The 14,640-nt window shown below is 68.5% G+C and carries 10 protein-coding genes; 5 read left to right on the top strand and 5 right to left on the bottom strand.

All coding sequences use genetic code 11. The features are described 5' to 3' along the window. Positions 1-4: 4 nt before the first annotated feature. Together KF887_07745 and KF887_07740 are read left to right on the top strand one after the other, a co-directional pair. Positions 5-796 carry a glycoside hydrolase family 25 protein gene (locus KF887_07745; protein QYK42978.1) on the top strand — a complete coding sequence of 264 codons (792 nt, stop codon included), beginning with the start codon at positions 5-7 and terminating at the stop codon, positions 794-796. A gap of 138 nt (positions 797-934) precedes the next feature. After that, positions 935-5,329, top strand: a complete 4,395-nt coding sequence (locus tag KF887_07740; protein QYK42977.1) for a hypothetical protein — start codon at positions 935-937, stop codon at positions 5,327-5,329. Positions 5,330-5,384: 55 nt separating this feature from the next. On the opposite strand, the gene KF887_07735 is transcribed toward KF887_07740, so the two are convergent. From KF887_07735 to KF887_07720, 4 genes are all read right to left on the bottom strand, one after another. After that, on the bottom strand, positions 5,385-7,883 hold the full coding sequence (locus KF887_07735) for an FAD-dependent oxidoreductase (protein ID QYK42976.1): 2,499 nt from the start codon (positions 7,881-7,883) through the stop codon (positions 5,385-5,387). 293 nt (positions 7,884-8,176) lie between these two features. Further along, positions 8,177-8,965, bottom strand: coding sequence for a metal ABC transporter permease (locus KF887_07730; protein QYK43484.1), 789 nt, complete (start codon positions 8,963-8,965; stop codon positions 8,177-8,179). After that, positions 8,958-9,734, bottom strand: coding sequence for a metal ABC transporter ATP-binding protein (locus KF887_07725; protein ID QYK42975.1), 777 nt, complete (start codon positions 9,732-9,734; stop codon positions 8,958-8,960). The genes KF887_07730 and KF887_07725 overlap by 8 nt, the downstream gene beginning before the upstream one ends. Before the next feature lie 8 nt (positions 9,735-9,742). Then, positions 9,743-10,210, bottom strand: coding sequence for a transcriptional repressor (locus tag KF887_07720; GenBank protein QYK42974.1), 468 nt, complete (start codon positions 10,208-10,210; stop codon positions 9,743-9,745). Between the two features lie 81 nt (positions 10,211-10,291). Here KF887_07720 and KF887_07715 point away from each other — a divergent pair, with 81 nt between their 5' ends. Both KF887_07715 and KF887_07710 read left to right on the top strand, forming a co-directional pair. Beyond that, complete coding sequence (locus KF887_07715) at positions 10,292-11,326, top strand: zinc ABC transporter substrate-binding protein (protein ID QYK42973.1); 1,035 nt, start codon at positions 10,292-10,294, stop codon at positions 11,324-11,326. A 54-nt stretch (positions 11,327-11,380) separates the two neighbouring features. Next, a complete protein-coding gene (locus KF887_07710) occupies positions 11,381-12,355 on the top strand; it encodes a galactose mutarotase (GenBank protein ID QYK42972.1) in 975 nt (324 codons plus the stop codon). Between the two features lie 4 nt (positions 12,356-12,359). On the opposite strand, the gene KF887_07705 is transcribed toward KF887_07710, so the two are convergent. After that, positions 12,360-13,589, bottom strand: a complete 1,230-nt coding sequence (locus KF887_07705) for a urate hydroxylase PuuD (protein ID QYK42971.1) — start codon at positions 13,587-13,589, stop codon at positions 12,360-12,362. 109 nt (positions 13,590-13,698) lie between these two features. Between KF887_07705 and KF887_07700 the strand changes: the two genes are divergently transcribed. Beyond that, positions 13,699-14,640: a LysR family transcriptional regulator gene (locus KF887_07700; GenBank protein ID QYK42970.1), complete on the top strand. Its 942-nt coding sequence runs from the start codon at positions 13,699-13,701 to the stop codon at positions 14,638-14,640.

The raw sequence follows: 14,640 nt of genomic DNA, 5'->3' as shown, positions 1-14,640 counted from the left end.
CGCCATGCGCATCTGTCCGCCCCTCCTGTCGACCCTGGCCGTCCTGCTGCTCGTCGCATGCGGGGCGCCCGCGCCCCGGGCGCCAGACCGGACGCCGCCCGCAGTCACGGTGACGCCCCCGAACTTCGGCGATGACGATCCGCATCCCTGGGCGGGCCGCGCGCCGCAGAGCTATCCGGTCCACGGCATCGACATCTCGCGCTGGCAGGGCGTGGTCGACTGGCCGACGGCACGGGCGAACGGCGTCAACTTCGCCTTCCTCAAGGCCACCGAGGGCGGGGACCTGGTCGACCCCCTGTGGGATGCGAACCGCCGCGCGGCCCGGGCGGCCGGCGTGCCGGTCGGCGGCTATCATTTCTGGTATCACTGCCGTCCGGCGGCCGAACAGGCCCGCTGGTTCATCCGCCACGTCCCCCGGGGCGGTCTGCCGCCGGTGCTCGACATGGAATGGACGCCGCATTCCCCGACCTGCCGCATCCGCCCCCCGGCCGAGACCGTCCGCGCCGAGGCGCGGGTCTTTCTCGACCTTGTGGAGCGTCACTACGGCCAGCGGCCGATCATCTACTCCCCCGTCGACTTCTACCGCGACAACGAGATGTGGCGGCTGGGACCCTACGAGTTCTGGCTGCGCTCGGTCGCCGGGCACCCGCAGGACGTGTTCGGCGGTCGTCACTGGACCTTCTGGCAATACTCCGGCACCGGCCGTGTGCCCGGGATCACCGGCAAGGTCGATCTGAACGTCTACGAAGGTTCGCGCGCCGACTGGGCCGCCTGGCTTGCCGCCCGCGCGCGCTGACCGCCGCGCATCCCTGCAAATTCCGTTTACGTAAGGTCGGCTGTCATGCTAGCCATATATCGGGGCCGATTATTGACCCTGCAAGTCGTTTGATTCACTGCGGCCCAAGCGCCGCGCCGTTTCTGGGAGTGCCGGGCCATGGCTTTGAAGGGCAAGGGAAATAAAGGCAAGGGTGGCGACGAGGACGACGGCGAGAGCCCGTTCATGCCCCTCGAGGAGGTGTTCCGGAAGCTGAAGTCCGGCACGATGAACTTCGGCATGTATTTCACCGGCGACAAGGACAACCCGGTGCTGATCGCGGCGCACAAGCGCAAGAACCCCGAGGTTCTGGGCAAGCAGGCGAAGAAGCAGGCGGGCACGTCGAAGGGCGCCTTCGGCAAGGTGACGCTGGAATCGGGCGAGCTGCGCTTCGAATGCGAGACCGACAAGGTCCCGGGCAGCATGACGAAAAAGCTCAAGGTCCTGCTGAAGAACGAAGGCTTCATGAAGTTCAAGCCCCGCATCCTGCTGCCCGGCGGCGTGGAACTGGGCGAAAGCGACGATGACGGCGACGACGACGATATCGACGAGATCATTGCACCGGGCGGGTCGGCCACCAAGACGCGGCGCCCGGGCAGCGGCGGCGGCGAACCCGACAAGGAAGAAAAGCAGGAACTTGCCGTCGAGGTGCTGACCGCGCGGGCCGACAAGCTGGAATCGACGCTGGCCAAGCTGGCCGAGGTCGTGGGCGACGTGGCCGATGTGCTGGATGACCTGATCGTGCGGGCGCGCGACGGGATCAAGACGGGCGATCTGGAACAGGCCAGTGACCACCTTGATGAGGTCGAACGCCGCCTGAAGGATGCCGTGGGCGAAAAGGGCGCCGATGCCGGGCCGGATGACGACGGCGGCAGGCGCAGGGGCGGCGGCGGCTCGGCCGGCGGCGACGAGGGCGGCGGCGAGGGGGGCGGCGAGGGGGGCAAGGCGGGCGGCGCGAAACCGCCCAAGGGCGGCGCAGCGCCCGAGGAGGAAGAGGGCGGCAAGGGCAACAAGGGCGGCAAGGGTGACGACAAGGATGATTTCGACGCCCGCTGGGAAGAACAGCAGCCGATCCTCGAGACCCTGATCGAGACTGGCGATGCCGCCCTTTCGGGCCAGGCCGCCAAGCTGCTGAAGATGATGGAAACGGTCCTGAAGTCGGGTGACCGCAAGAAGGCCAAGGGCGTCCTGACGGTGATCGACAAGTTCATCGAGAACGCGCTCGAGGACCTGGGCGACACCAACGGCGACAACGGCCAGGCGCCCGGCGCCGGCAGCGGCGGCGGTTCCGGCAGCGGCAGCGGCGGCAGCAGCGGCGGCGCCAATCCCGGCAGGGGCAGCGCCGGTGGCGGCAGCGGCGGCAGCAGCGGCGGCGCCAATCCGGGCAGCGGCAGCGCCGGTGGCGGCAGCGGCGGCAGCAGCGGCGGCGCCAATCCGGGCAGCGGCAGCGCCGGTGGCGGCAGCGGCGGCAGCAGCGGCGGCGCCAATCCCGGCGCAGGTGGCGGTTCCGGCACGGGCGCCGACGCGGACGAGGAGGCGCGCGCCAAGGCGGCACAGGCCGAGGCGCTGCGCGTGGCCCAGGGTGCCAGCGCCGCCTCATCCGGGGCCGAGGCCGCACGCGAAAGCGCGGCCCGTTCCCAGGCCGCAGCCGAACAGTCGATGGCCGAGGCCGAAACCTACCACATGGAAGGTCTTGACCAGGTCGGCCCGGAACGTGCCGCCGAGGTGAAGGCCGCATTCGACAAAGCCAAGGCCGCGGCAGAGGAGTGCAAGCAGGCGCTCGAGGAAGCCCGCGCCGCCTCGGCCGAGGCCGAGGCCGCCGCAATGGAGGCGCAAAGCACCGCGCAGGGCACGCGCGATGCCTCGGGCGTCCAGGCGACCCAGGGCAAGGTGCAGGCCGCCGAGGCCGCCCGCGCCAAGGCCGATGCAGCGGCCGCGAAGGCCCGTGATGCCTATGTCCGGGCGCAGACGGCCCGCGGCGAGGCGCAGGAGCTGCTTGCCAAGGCTCTTGAGGAGGCCAAGAACCACAACAAGGAAAAGGAGGCCGAGGCCGAAACCGTCGTTCAGGACATCAAGGCAAAGGTCGGCCAGGCAGCGGGTCAGGTTGCCGAAGGCATCATCGACACGATCGTCGACCAGGCCAAGGCGGCGGCCAAGACAATGGAAACCATGGCCCGTATCGCCGTTCCCGGCGCAGGTGCCATCGGCGATGCGCTGATCAGCATCTTCACCGACAAGAAATCCCAGACGCAACAGATGGTCGAGACCGCCATCGGTGCCGTCACCGCCGCCGCGCAGAAGATCGCCGAGGGCGGCAAGGCGCTCTACGAGGCCGAGAAGGCCAAGTATGACGCCGCGCAACAGGCCTACGAGATGGTCAAGAAGGGCTGGGAGGCCCAGGAACAGGCCTTCGAGAAGATCGTCGCGCAGGGCGGCAGCTTTGTCGAGAAGATGCTCGCCGCCAAGCGCGATATGGTCAAGTCGGGCATCGAGAAGGTCGGAGAGCACAACGCCAAGGCGGGCGAGGCGCTGACCGAAACGCAAAGCGGCGTGCAGGCCCTGACCGGCGCGATCTCGCGTGCCGCCACCGGCTTCATCGACCGGGTCAGCGAGGGCAAGGTGAAATCGGCCTCCGGCCTGCTGGCCGCCGGGGTCGAGGCGATGACGACCGCCAAGTCGGGCGTCGAGGCCGCCATCACCGATTTCGGGCAGGCATCGACGGCGGCGGTTCAGGCTGCCCAGGCGGAACGCGACCGGCTGAAGCAGGAAGCCGAGGATCTGGCCAAGCCCTATCTGGACAAGGCGAGCCAGATCGCCGGTGTGACCGGCGAAGTCGCGGTCAAGGCGCTCGAGGAGGCCCGCAAGGCCGGAACCGGGCTTGGCGGCATGTTCGGGCCGATCATCGACACCGCGCTCGGCTTTGGCGGCAGCCTGTTCGAAGAGGCGAAACAGGCCGCCGAGGCCAAGAAGAGCGAGGCCGAAAAGGCCGTCGGCCAGATCATCGCCGAGGTCGAAAAGACCAAGGCCCAGATCGAGACGGCGCTGACCGGCAAGAAGCAGGAAATCCAGACCCTTGCCGAGCAGAAGAAGACCGAGGTCACCGATCTGGCCGAACGGCTGAAGGACCTGTTCGGCAAGCCCACCGCGCCCGAGACCGAATTCGTGGGTCTGCCCACCGAGATCGGCGTGTTCGCGGATGCCGCGAAGGCGCCGATCGACGCTCTCAAGGCGCTGCGCGGCGAGGGTACGGCGGCGACCGACGCGATCGGCAACATCGTGTCGGATATCGGCGAGGGCATCGGGCGGCTGGGCGATCTGGTGAAGGATGCGGTCGAGAAGATCGTGCCGGATCTGTCGGATGATCCGGTGACGCCAAAGGTCGAGGAACTGGACGGCAAGGCCAAGGCTGCCGAAGCCAAGGCCGGCGAACTGGCCGCGGGCGAGAAAAGCGCGCTGGACGCGATCCTTGCCGCCAAGAAGGCCGCCGAGGATTTCGTCAAGGGCAAGATCGACGAGGCCACGGCACTGGTCTCGGATGCCGAGTCCATCGCGAAGCAGGCTGGCACGGGCATGTCCGGCCTGCGCAACGGCATGATCTCGGACCTGAAGAAGAAGCTTGAAGAGCTTCTGAAGAAACAGGAAGAGGCCAAGGCCAAGGGCGGCAAGATCCCGGCAGAGGTGCTCGAGGGCACGAAGGAGGCCCAGGCCAAGATCGAAGAGGCCAAGACCGCCACCGAAGAGCAGATCAAGAAGGCCGCCGATCTGCTCAAGAACGAGATCGACGCCTGGAAGAAGGCACATGAAGCCGGAACCGCCCAGCGCGACGAGATCAAGAAGATGGTCGTCGACGGCACCGCCGAATTCGACAAGGTCAAGGCCGAGCTTGTCGCCAAGTACGGCCAGACCGGCGCGACGATGGCCGACAGCGCACGCGATCCCTTCGACAATGCCAAGGCTGAGGTCGATTCAATCGCCACCGAATTCAACGCGGTGCGCGATGCGGCCAAGGCGGCCGAGGCAAAGCTGGCGCTCGTGGTCGACAATCCCGACAACGCTGCCGAACTGATCGCCGCCAAGGATGCGCAGACCCGCGGCATGGTCACCCAGGAAAACCTGATGAAGCGGCTGCCCGGGATCAAGACGCAGATACAGGCGGCAATCGCCAAGGTGCGCACGTTGCCTGCGCAGGCGGCGGCAGACTTCAAGGCGACCGAGGGCAGGCATGTCGCCGACATGAAGTCGAAGGTGACCACGCTTCAGGCGCAACTCGGCCAGGCCAAGCTGAAGAAGGACCCGAGCGCGCTCGACAGCTTCATTGAATCGGCGCGGAACCGGATGGGCGACGCCAATGGGATCGTGACCTTCTATGACGATTTCAAGGGCGGCTCCGAACCGGCGCGGGTCCGTGCGGTCGTCGCCGCCGACCGCGAGCGTATCGCCCAACTGCTGAAAGAGGGCGAACAGGCAAAGGCCGAGATGCAGGCCGGAGAGGTGCCGCCGGCGGGCGGCGCCTGATCCCGACACCCGCGCGCGTCCCCCCCCCGGCAATCCCGGGGGGTGGCGGCTCGCCCTAGCCGTCCACCCGGATCCGCGCGTTCGCGGGGTCGTGCGGGCTGTCCTCGGTCACCACGGCGGGCCATTCCTGCCGCAGCATCCGTACGCTCAACCGCGTGCCCGGCGCCGCCAGGTCGGGCCGCACATAGCCCATGCCGATCTGCTTGCCGAAGGCCACCGACCAGCCGCCCGAGGTCAGGCGGCCCACCTTGGCGCCGTCATGCAGGATCGCCTCCTTGCCCCAGGGATCGGTGTCGCCCGGCCCGTCGATCAGCACCGTCACGCATTTCGCCCGGATGCCGGTGGCCAGCATCGCGGCCTTCCCGGTGAACTCCTTGCCCAGGTCCACGAACCGGTCCAGCCCGCCCTCCAGCGGCGTCGCGTCGCGGCCCAGTTCCGCCCCGAAGGCGCGATAGCTCTTTTCCTGCCGCAGCCAGTTCTGCGCCCGCGCGCCCACCGGCTTCAGCCCGTGCGCGGCCCCGGCCGACAGGATCAGGTCCCACAGGTAGCGCCCCATCTCGACCGGGTGATGCAGTTCCCAGCCCAGCTCCCCGGTATAGGCCACGCGCACCGCACGCACCGGGCACATGCCCAGTTCGATGTCGCGGCACGACAGCCAGGGGAACCGCTTGTTCCCCAGCACCGTCCCGGCATCGCGGTCGCGCACGATGTCCTTCAGCAGCGCCCGCGAACCCGGCCCCGCCAGCGCGAAGACGCCCCATTGAGTCGTGACGTCGTGAATATCCACCCAGGCACCGCCCGCGGCGATGAAGTCCTCTGTGGATTTGTGCAGAAAGTCCGCGTCATAGGCCGTCCATGCCCCGGCGCTGATCAGATAATATTCGTTTTCTGCAAGCCGGACGATCGTGTACTCGGTCCGCACCGTGCCGTGCGCGGTCAGCGCATAGGTCAGGTTGATGCGTCCCACCCCCGGCAGCTTGTTGCAGGTGAACCGGTCGAGGAAGGCGGTGGCGCCCGGCCCGCGCACCAGATGCTTGGTGAAGGCGCTCGCGTCGATGATCCCGCAGGTCTCGCGCACGGCGCGCGCCTCGGCCTCGGCAAAGGGCCACCAGGCCGCCCGGCGGAAGCTGCGCGCATGGTGGTCATAGTCGGGCGCCGCGTCCCGCGGGCCATAGTAGTTCGGCCGGTCCCAGCCGTTCACCTGCCCGAACTGTGCCCCGAGCGCCTTCTGCCGGTCATAGGCCGGTGCCGTGCGCAGCGGGCGGCAGGCTTCGCGCTCCTCGTCGGGGTGGTGCAGGATGAACACGTGGTCATAGCATTCCTCGTTCTTCCGCGCCGCATATTCGGTCGTCACCCATGACCCGTAGCGCTTGGGATCGAGGCTCGCCATGTCGATCTCGGCCTCGCCCTGCGTCATCACCTGCGCCAGATAGTGCCCGGTCCCGCCCGCCGCCGTGATGCCAAAGCTGAACCCCTCGGCCAGCCACATGTTGCGCAGCCCCGGCGCGGGCCCGACCAGCGGGTTGCCGTCGGGCGTATAGCAGATCGGGCCGTTGAAGTCGTCCTTAAGCCCGACATGCTCCGACGAGGGGATGCGGTGGATGAACGACATGTACTCGCCCTCGATCCGCTCCAGGTCCAGCGGGAACAGGTCGGCGCGGAAACTGTCGGGCACCTCGTGCAGGAACCGGGCCGGGGCGCCTTTCTCGTAGGGCCCCAGAATCCAGCCCCCCCGCTCCTCGCGGACATACCATTTCGCATCGGCATCGCGCAGCACCGGGTGCTGCGGGTTCGTCTTGCGCCATTCCACCAGCGCCGGATCGGGTTCGGTCACGATGTACTGGTGTTCGACCGGAATCGCCGGAATGCGGATGCCCAGCAGCCGCGCCGTGCGCTGCGCATGGTTGCCCGTCGCGGTGACGACATGTTCGGCGGTGATCTCGAACACCTCGCCCGACGGCACCAGCCGCCCGCCCGCCTCGACCATCCGCTCGCAGGTCACCACCCATTCCGATCCGGTCCAGCGATAGGCGTTCACCTGCACCTTGCGCTCGAAATGCGCGCCAAGCTGCCGCGCCCCCTTGGCCATGGCCTGCGTCACGTCGGCGGGGTTGATGTAGCCGTCCTGCGGATGGAACAGCGCGCCCTTCAGGTCGGCGCTGCGCACCAGCGGCCAGCGCTCGCCGATCTCCTTCGGGGTCAGGAATTCGTGGTACACCCCGGCGGTTTCCGCGACCGAGGAATACAGCATGTATTCGTCCATCCGGTCCTGGGTCTGCGCCATGCGCAGGTTGCCCACCACATAGAACCCGGGGTTCAGCCCGGTTTCGGCCTCCAGCCCCTTGTAGAAATCGACGCTGTACTTGTGGATGTGGGTCGTCGCGTAGGACATGTTGAACAGCGGCAGCAGGCCCGCCGCATGCCAGGTCGACCCCGAGGTCAGCTCGTCGCGCTCGACCAGCATCGTGTCCCATCCGGCCTTCGCCAGATGATAGGCGATGCCCGTTCCCACCGCACCCCCGCCCACGACCAGCGCCCGAACATGGCTTTTCATCGGCCCGACTCCCCTGTTTCACGCACCATATGTGCCGCGCCGGTGCCGGCACGGGCAAGGCGGGGCGACCCTTCGCGGCGAAATGCGACATCGGCAGCCTGACCGCCGGGCGGGGGTCGGGCACGCGCCGCCATGGCGCGCGTCGGGCGCGGCATCGCACCTCTCCGCGCGTTGCGTTAACCGGCGCCGCGCGGTGCGGCCTGTCGGGACGGAAAACCGACGCGGAACCGACGGCCGCGGGACGCAAGACAGACGCGGAAAATCCCGCCGTTCCAGCGGTTAACCCCGATTCGCTAGCGCCGCGCCTGGCCCAGCGCGGCGGTCACCGCGAACATGCCGGCCGCAACGGTCACGATCGAGGGCCCGGCCGGCGTGTCGAGGGACAGCGACATGAACAGCCCCCCCGCCACCGCCGCGACGCCGATCGCCGCCGCCATGGCCGCCATCGCCTCGGGGCTGCGGGCCAGCCCGCGTGCGGCGGCGGCCGGGATGATCAGCATGGCCGCGATCAGCAAGGCCCCCACGATCTTGATGGCCACCGCCACCACGACCGCAAGCGCCAGTGTCAGGACCAGCCTCTCGCGGTCGGGGTTCACGCCTGCGGCATGGGCCAGGTCCTCGCTGACCGTCGCCGTCAGCATCCGCTGCCAGCGCCAGCCCATCAGCGCCAGCACCACCGCCGCCCCGGCCCAGACAAAGCCCAGGTCACCCCGTGACACCGCCAGGATGTCGCCGAACAGCAGCGCGGAAAGATCGGTCCGCACCCCCTGCAGGAACGAGACCGCCACCAGCCCGAAGGCCAGCGCCGAATGCGCCAGAACCCCCAGCGTGGTATCCATCGCCCAGCCCTTCGCCGCCAGCGTCGACACCGTCCCGGCCATCGCCAGCGCCACGAAAAGCGTGCCCACGCCGGTCGGCAGACCCAGGGCCAGCGCCATCGCGACACCAAGGATAGCGGCATGGGCTGTCGCATCCCCGAAATAGGCCATGCGCCGCCAGACGACCATCGCGCCCAGCGGCCCTGCCGCCAGCGCCAGCCCGGCCCCCGCCAGCCCTGCCCGGATCAGGAAATCGTCAAGCATGGCGATGCTGGCGATGCCCGTCATGGGCATGGTCATGGCCATGCTCGGGCCCGTGGTCATGGCCATGTCCGTGGTCGTGTTCATGCCGGTACAGCGCCAGCGCCCCCCCGGTGCCCAGACCGAACAGCGCCCTGTACTCCGGCGCCGCCGACACCACCTGCGGCGTCCCCTCGCAGCAGACATGCCCGTTCAGGCAGACCACCCGGTCCGACGCCGCCATCACCACATGCAGATCGTGGCTGACCAGCAGGACCGCCGCCCCGGTTTCGCCGCGAACCTCTTCAAGCAGCCGGTAGAACGCGGCTTCCCCCGGTTGATCAAGGCCTTGCGTGGGTTCGTCCAGCATCAGAACCTGCGGCGACCCCAGCAAGGCCCGGGCCAGCAGAACCCGCTGCAACTGCCCGCCCGACAGCGCCGTCATCTGCCGCCCGGCGCAATCGGCGACACCCGTGCGGGCCAGCACGGCCATCGCCTCGGCCTGCGGAACCGGCTGTGGCAGCGACAGGAACCGCAGCGCTGTCAGCGGCATCGCCCGGTCGATCGCAAGCCGCTGCGGCACATAGCCGATGCGCAGCCCCGCCATCCGCGCCACCCGCCCGGCAGAGGCGGGCACGATCCCCAGAAGTGCCCGCAGCAGCGTGCTTTTTCCTGATCCATTGGGGCCGACAAGCGTCACGATCTCAGCGGTGTCCAGCCGGAAATCGACACCTTCCAGCACCGTGCGCCCACCCAGACGCACGCCCAGACGCTCTGCCGACAACAGGCTCACGCCGACGTTCACCGGCAGGCCGGGCAAAGGCCAAGCGCCTCGACCGTCGCGCGCTCCACCACGAAACCCGCCGTCGCGGCGGCGGCGTCCAGCGCCACGCGCACGGCAGTGCCCGGCGCCTCGGCCACCTGGTCGCAGGTCCGGCAGATCAGGAACACGGGTGCATGCACCTCGCCCGGATGCATGCAGGCGGCAAATGCGTTCAGGCGCCGGATGCGATGCGCAAGCCCATGTTCCACAAGGAAATCCAGCGCCCGATACGCGACCGGCGGCTGATGCCCGAAACCTTCGGCGGCCAGCCTTTGCAGCACGTCATAGGCCCCCATCGCCCGATGTTCCTCAAGCAGGATCTCCAGGGCGCGGCGCCGCACCGGCGTCATGCGCAGCCCCTTGGCCTGGACCATCGCCTCGGCCCGGCCCAGCACATCGGCGGCGCAATGGTCATGATCATGGGCATGGAAGGCCGGGGTCGTCATGGCGGTCTCGCGCTTCGGGGGTTGACCTGTTACGATATTACATACATCAGATGCGCATCCTGCGATCCGGAGGCAAGACCGATGCGTTATACCATATCCGTTGTGCTGGCCAGCCTGATGGGAACCACGGCACTGGCCGAGGTGCCGAAGGTCGTCACCGACATTCCGCCCGTGCACTCGCTGGTCGCACAGGTGATGGGCGACCTTGGCACACCCCTGCTGCTGCTGGACCGGGGCGCCAATGCCCACGACTTCCAGCTGCGCCCCAGCCAGGCCACGGCCGTCGCCGATGCCGGTCTTGTCGTCTGGATCGGCGAGGGGATGACGCCCTGGCTCGCCCGGGTGATCGAGGGCACGGGAACCAGGGGCACCGTGCTGAGCCTGCTGGACGCCGCGGGAACGCACCGCCAGGCCTTCGGTGCCGGTGGCGCGGCGCATGACCAGGACCACGACCACGACCACGACGACCACGCGCATGGCGGCCATGACCATGGCCATGACCACGAGGAGCACGCGCATGAGGGCGGCGATCATGCCGACCATGACCACGCGCATGATGACCACGACGATCACGCCGGACATGACCATGGCGACTTTGACCCCCATGCCTGGCTGGACCCCCACAATGCAGAGGTCTGGCTGACCCTGATCGCGGCCGAGCTTGGGCGGCTCGACCCGGAAAATTCAGACGTTTACGCCGCCAATGCGGCAACGGCCGCCGGTTCGATCGAGACGCTGGAAGCGGAAATCGCGGCGCTTCTGGACCCCGTGAAGGACCGCCCCTTCGTGACCTTCCACGACGCCTATGGCTACTTCACCGGGCATTTCGGGCTGATGCAGGCAGGGTCGATCGCGCTTGGCGACGCGGCCTCGCCCGGCGCGCAGCGGCTGGCGGACCTGCGCGCGGGGCTGAAGGACGGCGCGGCCCTGTGCGTCTTTCCCGAGGCGAACCACGACCCCCGCCTTGCCGCGCAACTGGCCGAGGCGACGGGCACCCGGCTTGGCCCGGTCCTCGACCCCGAGGGGTCGTCGCTGGAACCGGGGCCGGGGCTCTACGCCGCGCTGCTGCGGCAGCTTGCACGGGGGCTGACCGAATGTCTGGCGACGACCGGCTGACCGCTTGACCCGAGCCTCCGCCACGGGCACGCCTGTGGAAACCGGGGGGCGGACATGCAGGCAGCGGAACATTTCGGCACGGCGGCGGACGGGCAGGCGGTTCGGGCCCTGACACTTGCGGCGGGCGGGCTGACCGTCAGGGTGCTGACCCTCGGCGCAATCCTGAATTCGGTGCGTCTGGCGGGCGTGCCGCATGATCTGACGCTCGGCTCGGCCAGGCTGGCCGACTATGCCGGCCCGATGCGGTTTCACGGCGCGATCGTCGGCCCGGTCGCCAACCGCATCAGCGGGTCATCCGCCGTGATCGACGGCGTGACACACCCGCTGGGCGACGCCGGTGACCCCGCACCGCTTCTGCATTCCGGCCGACGCGGTCTTCACGCCCGCGTCTGGGATGTGGCCGACCATGACACCGACCGCGCCACGCTGTCGCTGGACCTTGCGGCGGGCGATGCGGGCTTTCCAGGCAGGCGCCGGATCAGCGCGACATTCAGCGTGGCGGCGCCCGCGACCCTGCGGCTGACGCTGACCGCAGGGACCGACGCGCCCACGCCGATGAACCTCGCCAGTCACAGCTACTGGAACCTCGACGGATCGCCCGGCTGGGCCGGTCACCGCCTGCGCATCGCCGCTGACAGGATTCTGGCGCATCACGCCGACGGCCGCGTGACGGGCCCGGTGCTGCCGGTGGGCGGTACGCCCCATGACCTGCGCCGCGGGCGTCTCATGCATCCGCAAGCCCCGGATTTCGATCACAACTACTGCCTGGCCGATGCCAGGCGCGACCTGACCGAAGTGCTGGAATTCACCGGGCGCTCCGGCATTGCGATGCGCATGGCCACGACCGAGCCGGGCCTTCAGGTCTACGACGGTCGCGGGGCAACCCAGGGGCTGCACGGCCCGTGGGCGGGCATGGCATTCGAGCCTCAGTTCTGGCCGGATGCCCCGGCCAATGCCGGGTTTCCCTCGATCATCCTGCGGCCCGGCGAGCCGTGGGAACAGGTCACCGAATGGCGGTTCGCAGGCTGACGGGCTAGCCTGCGCCGCCCGCGCGGAACCACCGGACGATGGCGGCCCGTTCGTCATCCTCCATCCAGCTGAGGTTCCCGGGCGGCATGGCGTGGCTGATGCCCGACTGCATGTAGATGCGCCGCGCCTCGGTGGCGATCTGCGCGGGGGTTTCCAGCACCACACCCTTGGGCGGCCACAGCATCCCTTCCCAGTTCGGTTCGGCCGCATGGCACATCGAACAGCGGCCCAGCACGATGTCGGTCACATGCTCGAAGCCCGGCGCGGCGGCCATCCGCGCGGCGGCGGGCGGCAGGGCCGACACGTCGTCGGGCGCCGTGGCCCGCATCGGCGCCGTCGACAGCCAGGCGATGACGAGGAACAGGATCGCGGTCAGACCCCAGGTCCAGTGCGGGTTGCCCGCCCGGGCGTGCTTGGTGTTGAACCAGTGCCGGATGGTGACGCCCATCAGGAACACGAGGCTGGCGATGATCCAGTTGTATTTCGTGGCAAAGACAAGCGGATAGTGGTTCGACAGCATGAGGAACAGCACCGGCAGCGTCAGGTAGTTGTTGTGCGTGCTGCGCTGCTTGGCGATCTTGCCGTACTTGGCGTCGGGCGTGCGCCCGGCCTTGAGGTCGGCCACCACGATCCGCTGGTTCGGCATGATCACCATGAAGACGTTGGCCGACATGATCGTGGCGGTAAAGGCCCCCAGGTGCAGCAGCGCCGCCCGGCCCGAGAACACCTGCGCATAGAACCAGGCCATCCCCACCAGCACGACGAACAGCGCGACCATCAGCACCGTCTGGTTCGCCTTGACGAACACCCGGCACAGCGTGTCATAGGCCGCCCATCCGAAGGCCAGCGAGGCCAGCGAGATCGCCACCGCCTGCCAGACCGCCAGATCCATCACATTGGGGTCGATCAGGTAGAGCTCGGCCCCCAGATAGTAGACCAGCACCAGCATGGCAAAGCCCGACAGCCAGGTGGCATAGCTTTCCCATTTGAACCAGGTCAGGTGCTCCGGCATCATCGCGGGGGCAACCAGATATTTCTGGATGTGGTAGAAACCGCCCCCGTGAACCTGCCATTCCTCGCCATGCGCCAGCGGCGGCAGGCTGGGCGTCTTGCGCAGCCCGAGATCGAGCGCGATGAAGTAGAACGACGATCCGATCCAGGCGATGGCCGTGATGACATGCAGCCACCGCACCCCGATCTCGACCCATTCCCACATCACGGCCCAGTCGTACATCGTCAGCCCTCCGCTTTCTCCGCAAGGCTATACCGGCGCGCACTTTCGCGGTAATCCTTGAAATGCCGGATCACTTTCAAACCCGCCCGGATAATCGGAAGGACGGCCCATGTCCTACGTCGCCACCTTGCGGATGTTCGTGCGAGTCTACGAATTGGGCAGCATGAGTGCGGCCGCGCGGGATCAGCGCACCTCGGCTGCCGTTGCCTCGGCCCGAATCTCCGAACTTGAAAAGCACCTGGGCGTGCGGCTGTTCAACCGCACGACCCGCAGCCTGCAACCGACCGAGAACGGCCGCCTGTTCTATGACGGCGCGCAGAAGGTGCTGGACGCGATCGAGGAGGCCGAAGCCGCGGTCATGGACGTCGGCCAGAACCCGCGCGGCACGATCTTTGTCGCCGCGCCGCTTGGCGTCGGCCGCCGTTTCGTCGCCCCGCATGTGCCCGCCTTCAAGGATCTCTATCCCCAGATCGACATTCGCCTGCGCCTGTCAGACCGCAACGTGGATGTCACGGCCGAGGGGCTGGACATGGCGTTTCACCTTGGGATGCTGGAGGATTCCACGCTCAAGATGCGGCTTGTCGCCGATTGCCCGCGGCTGCTCTGCGCGGCGCCGGCCTATGTCGCGCGGCGGGGCATGCCGGCGGATGGCGCGGCACTCGTGACCGACCGGCATGATTGCCTGAACCTGCGGTTTCCGGGTGCGCGTGAATTCCAGTGGACGCTCGTGACGCCCGAGGGCCCCCGGCGGTTCGAGATTGCGGGTCCGTTCGAATCCGACGACGGCGACGTGCTGACGGCCTGGGCCCTGGACGGGCGGGGGATCGTGCTGAAGCCGCTGTTCGAGGTGGCCGACCACCTGCGGTCCGGCGCCCTGGTTCCGGTGGCGGCGGCAACGCCGCCCCTGCCCGTGCAACTGACCTGCCTGACCCAGCACCGGCGGCTGAAGGACCCGAAGATCCGCCTGTTCACCGACTATGTGATCCCGCGCATCAGGGCCGATCTGGCAGCGCAGGTCGCGGGGCCCGATCCCGTGAAGGCGGCGGATTGA

It is taken from the genome of Paracoccaceae bacterium (assembly GCA_019454225.1).
GTDB lineage: Bacteria > Pseudomonadota > Alphaproteobacteria > Rhodobacterales > Rhodobacteraceae.
This window is presented reverse-complemented; position numbering and strand designations above follow the sequence as displayed.

Excerpts from the sequence above, each read along its gene's own strand:
- KF887_07720 (QYK42974.1), bottom strand. The coding sequence starts at position 10,210 with ATGACGACCCCGGCCTTCCATGCCCATGATCATGACCATTGCGCCGCC.
- KF887_07715 (QYK42973.1), top strand. The coding sequence starts at position 10,292 with ATGCGTTATACCATATCCGTTGTGCTGGCCAGCCTGATGGGAACCACG.
- KF887_07710 (QYK42972.1), top strand. The coding sequence starts at position 11,381 with ATGCAGGCAGCGGAACATTTCGGCACGGCGGCGGACGGGCAGGCGGTT.
- KF887_07700 (QYK42970.1), top strand. The coding sequence starts at position 13,699 with ATGTCCTACGTCGCCACCTTGCGGATGTTCGTGCGAGTCTACGAATTG.
- KF887_07735 (QYK42976.1), bottom strand. The coding sequence starts at position 7,883 with ATGAAAAGCCATGTTCGGGCGCTGGTCGTGGGCGGGGGTGCGGTGGGA.
- KF887_07745 (QYK42978.1), top strand. The coding sequence starts at position 5 with ATGCGCATCTGTCCGCCCCTCCTGTCGACCCTGGCCGTCCTGCTGCTC.
- KF887_07730 (QYK43484.1), bottom strand. The coding sequence starts at position 8,965 with ATGCTTGACGATTTCCTGATCCGGGCAGGGCTGGCGGGGGCCGGGCTG.
- KF887_07740 (QYK42977.1), top strand. The coding sequence starts at position 935 with ATGGCTTTGAAGGGCAAGGGAAATAAAGGCAAGGGTGGCGACGAGGAC.
- KF887_07705 (QYK42971.1), bottom strand. The coding sequence starts at position 13,589 with ATGTACGACTGGGCCGTGATGTGGGAATGGGTCGAGATCGGGGTGCGG.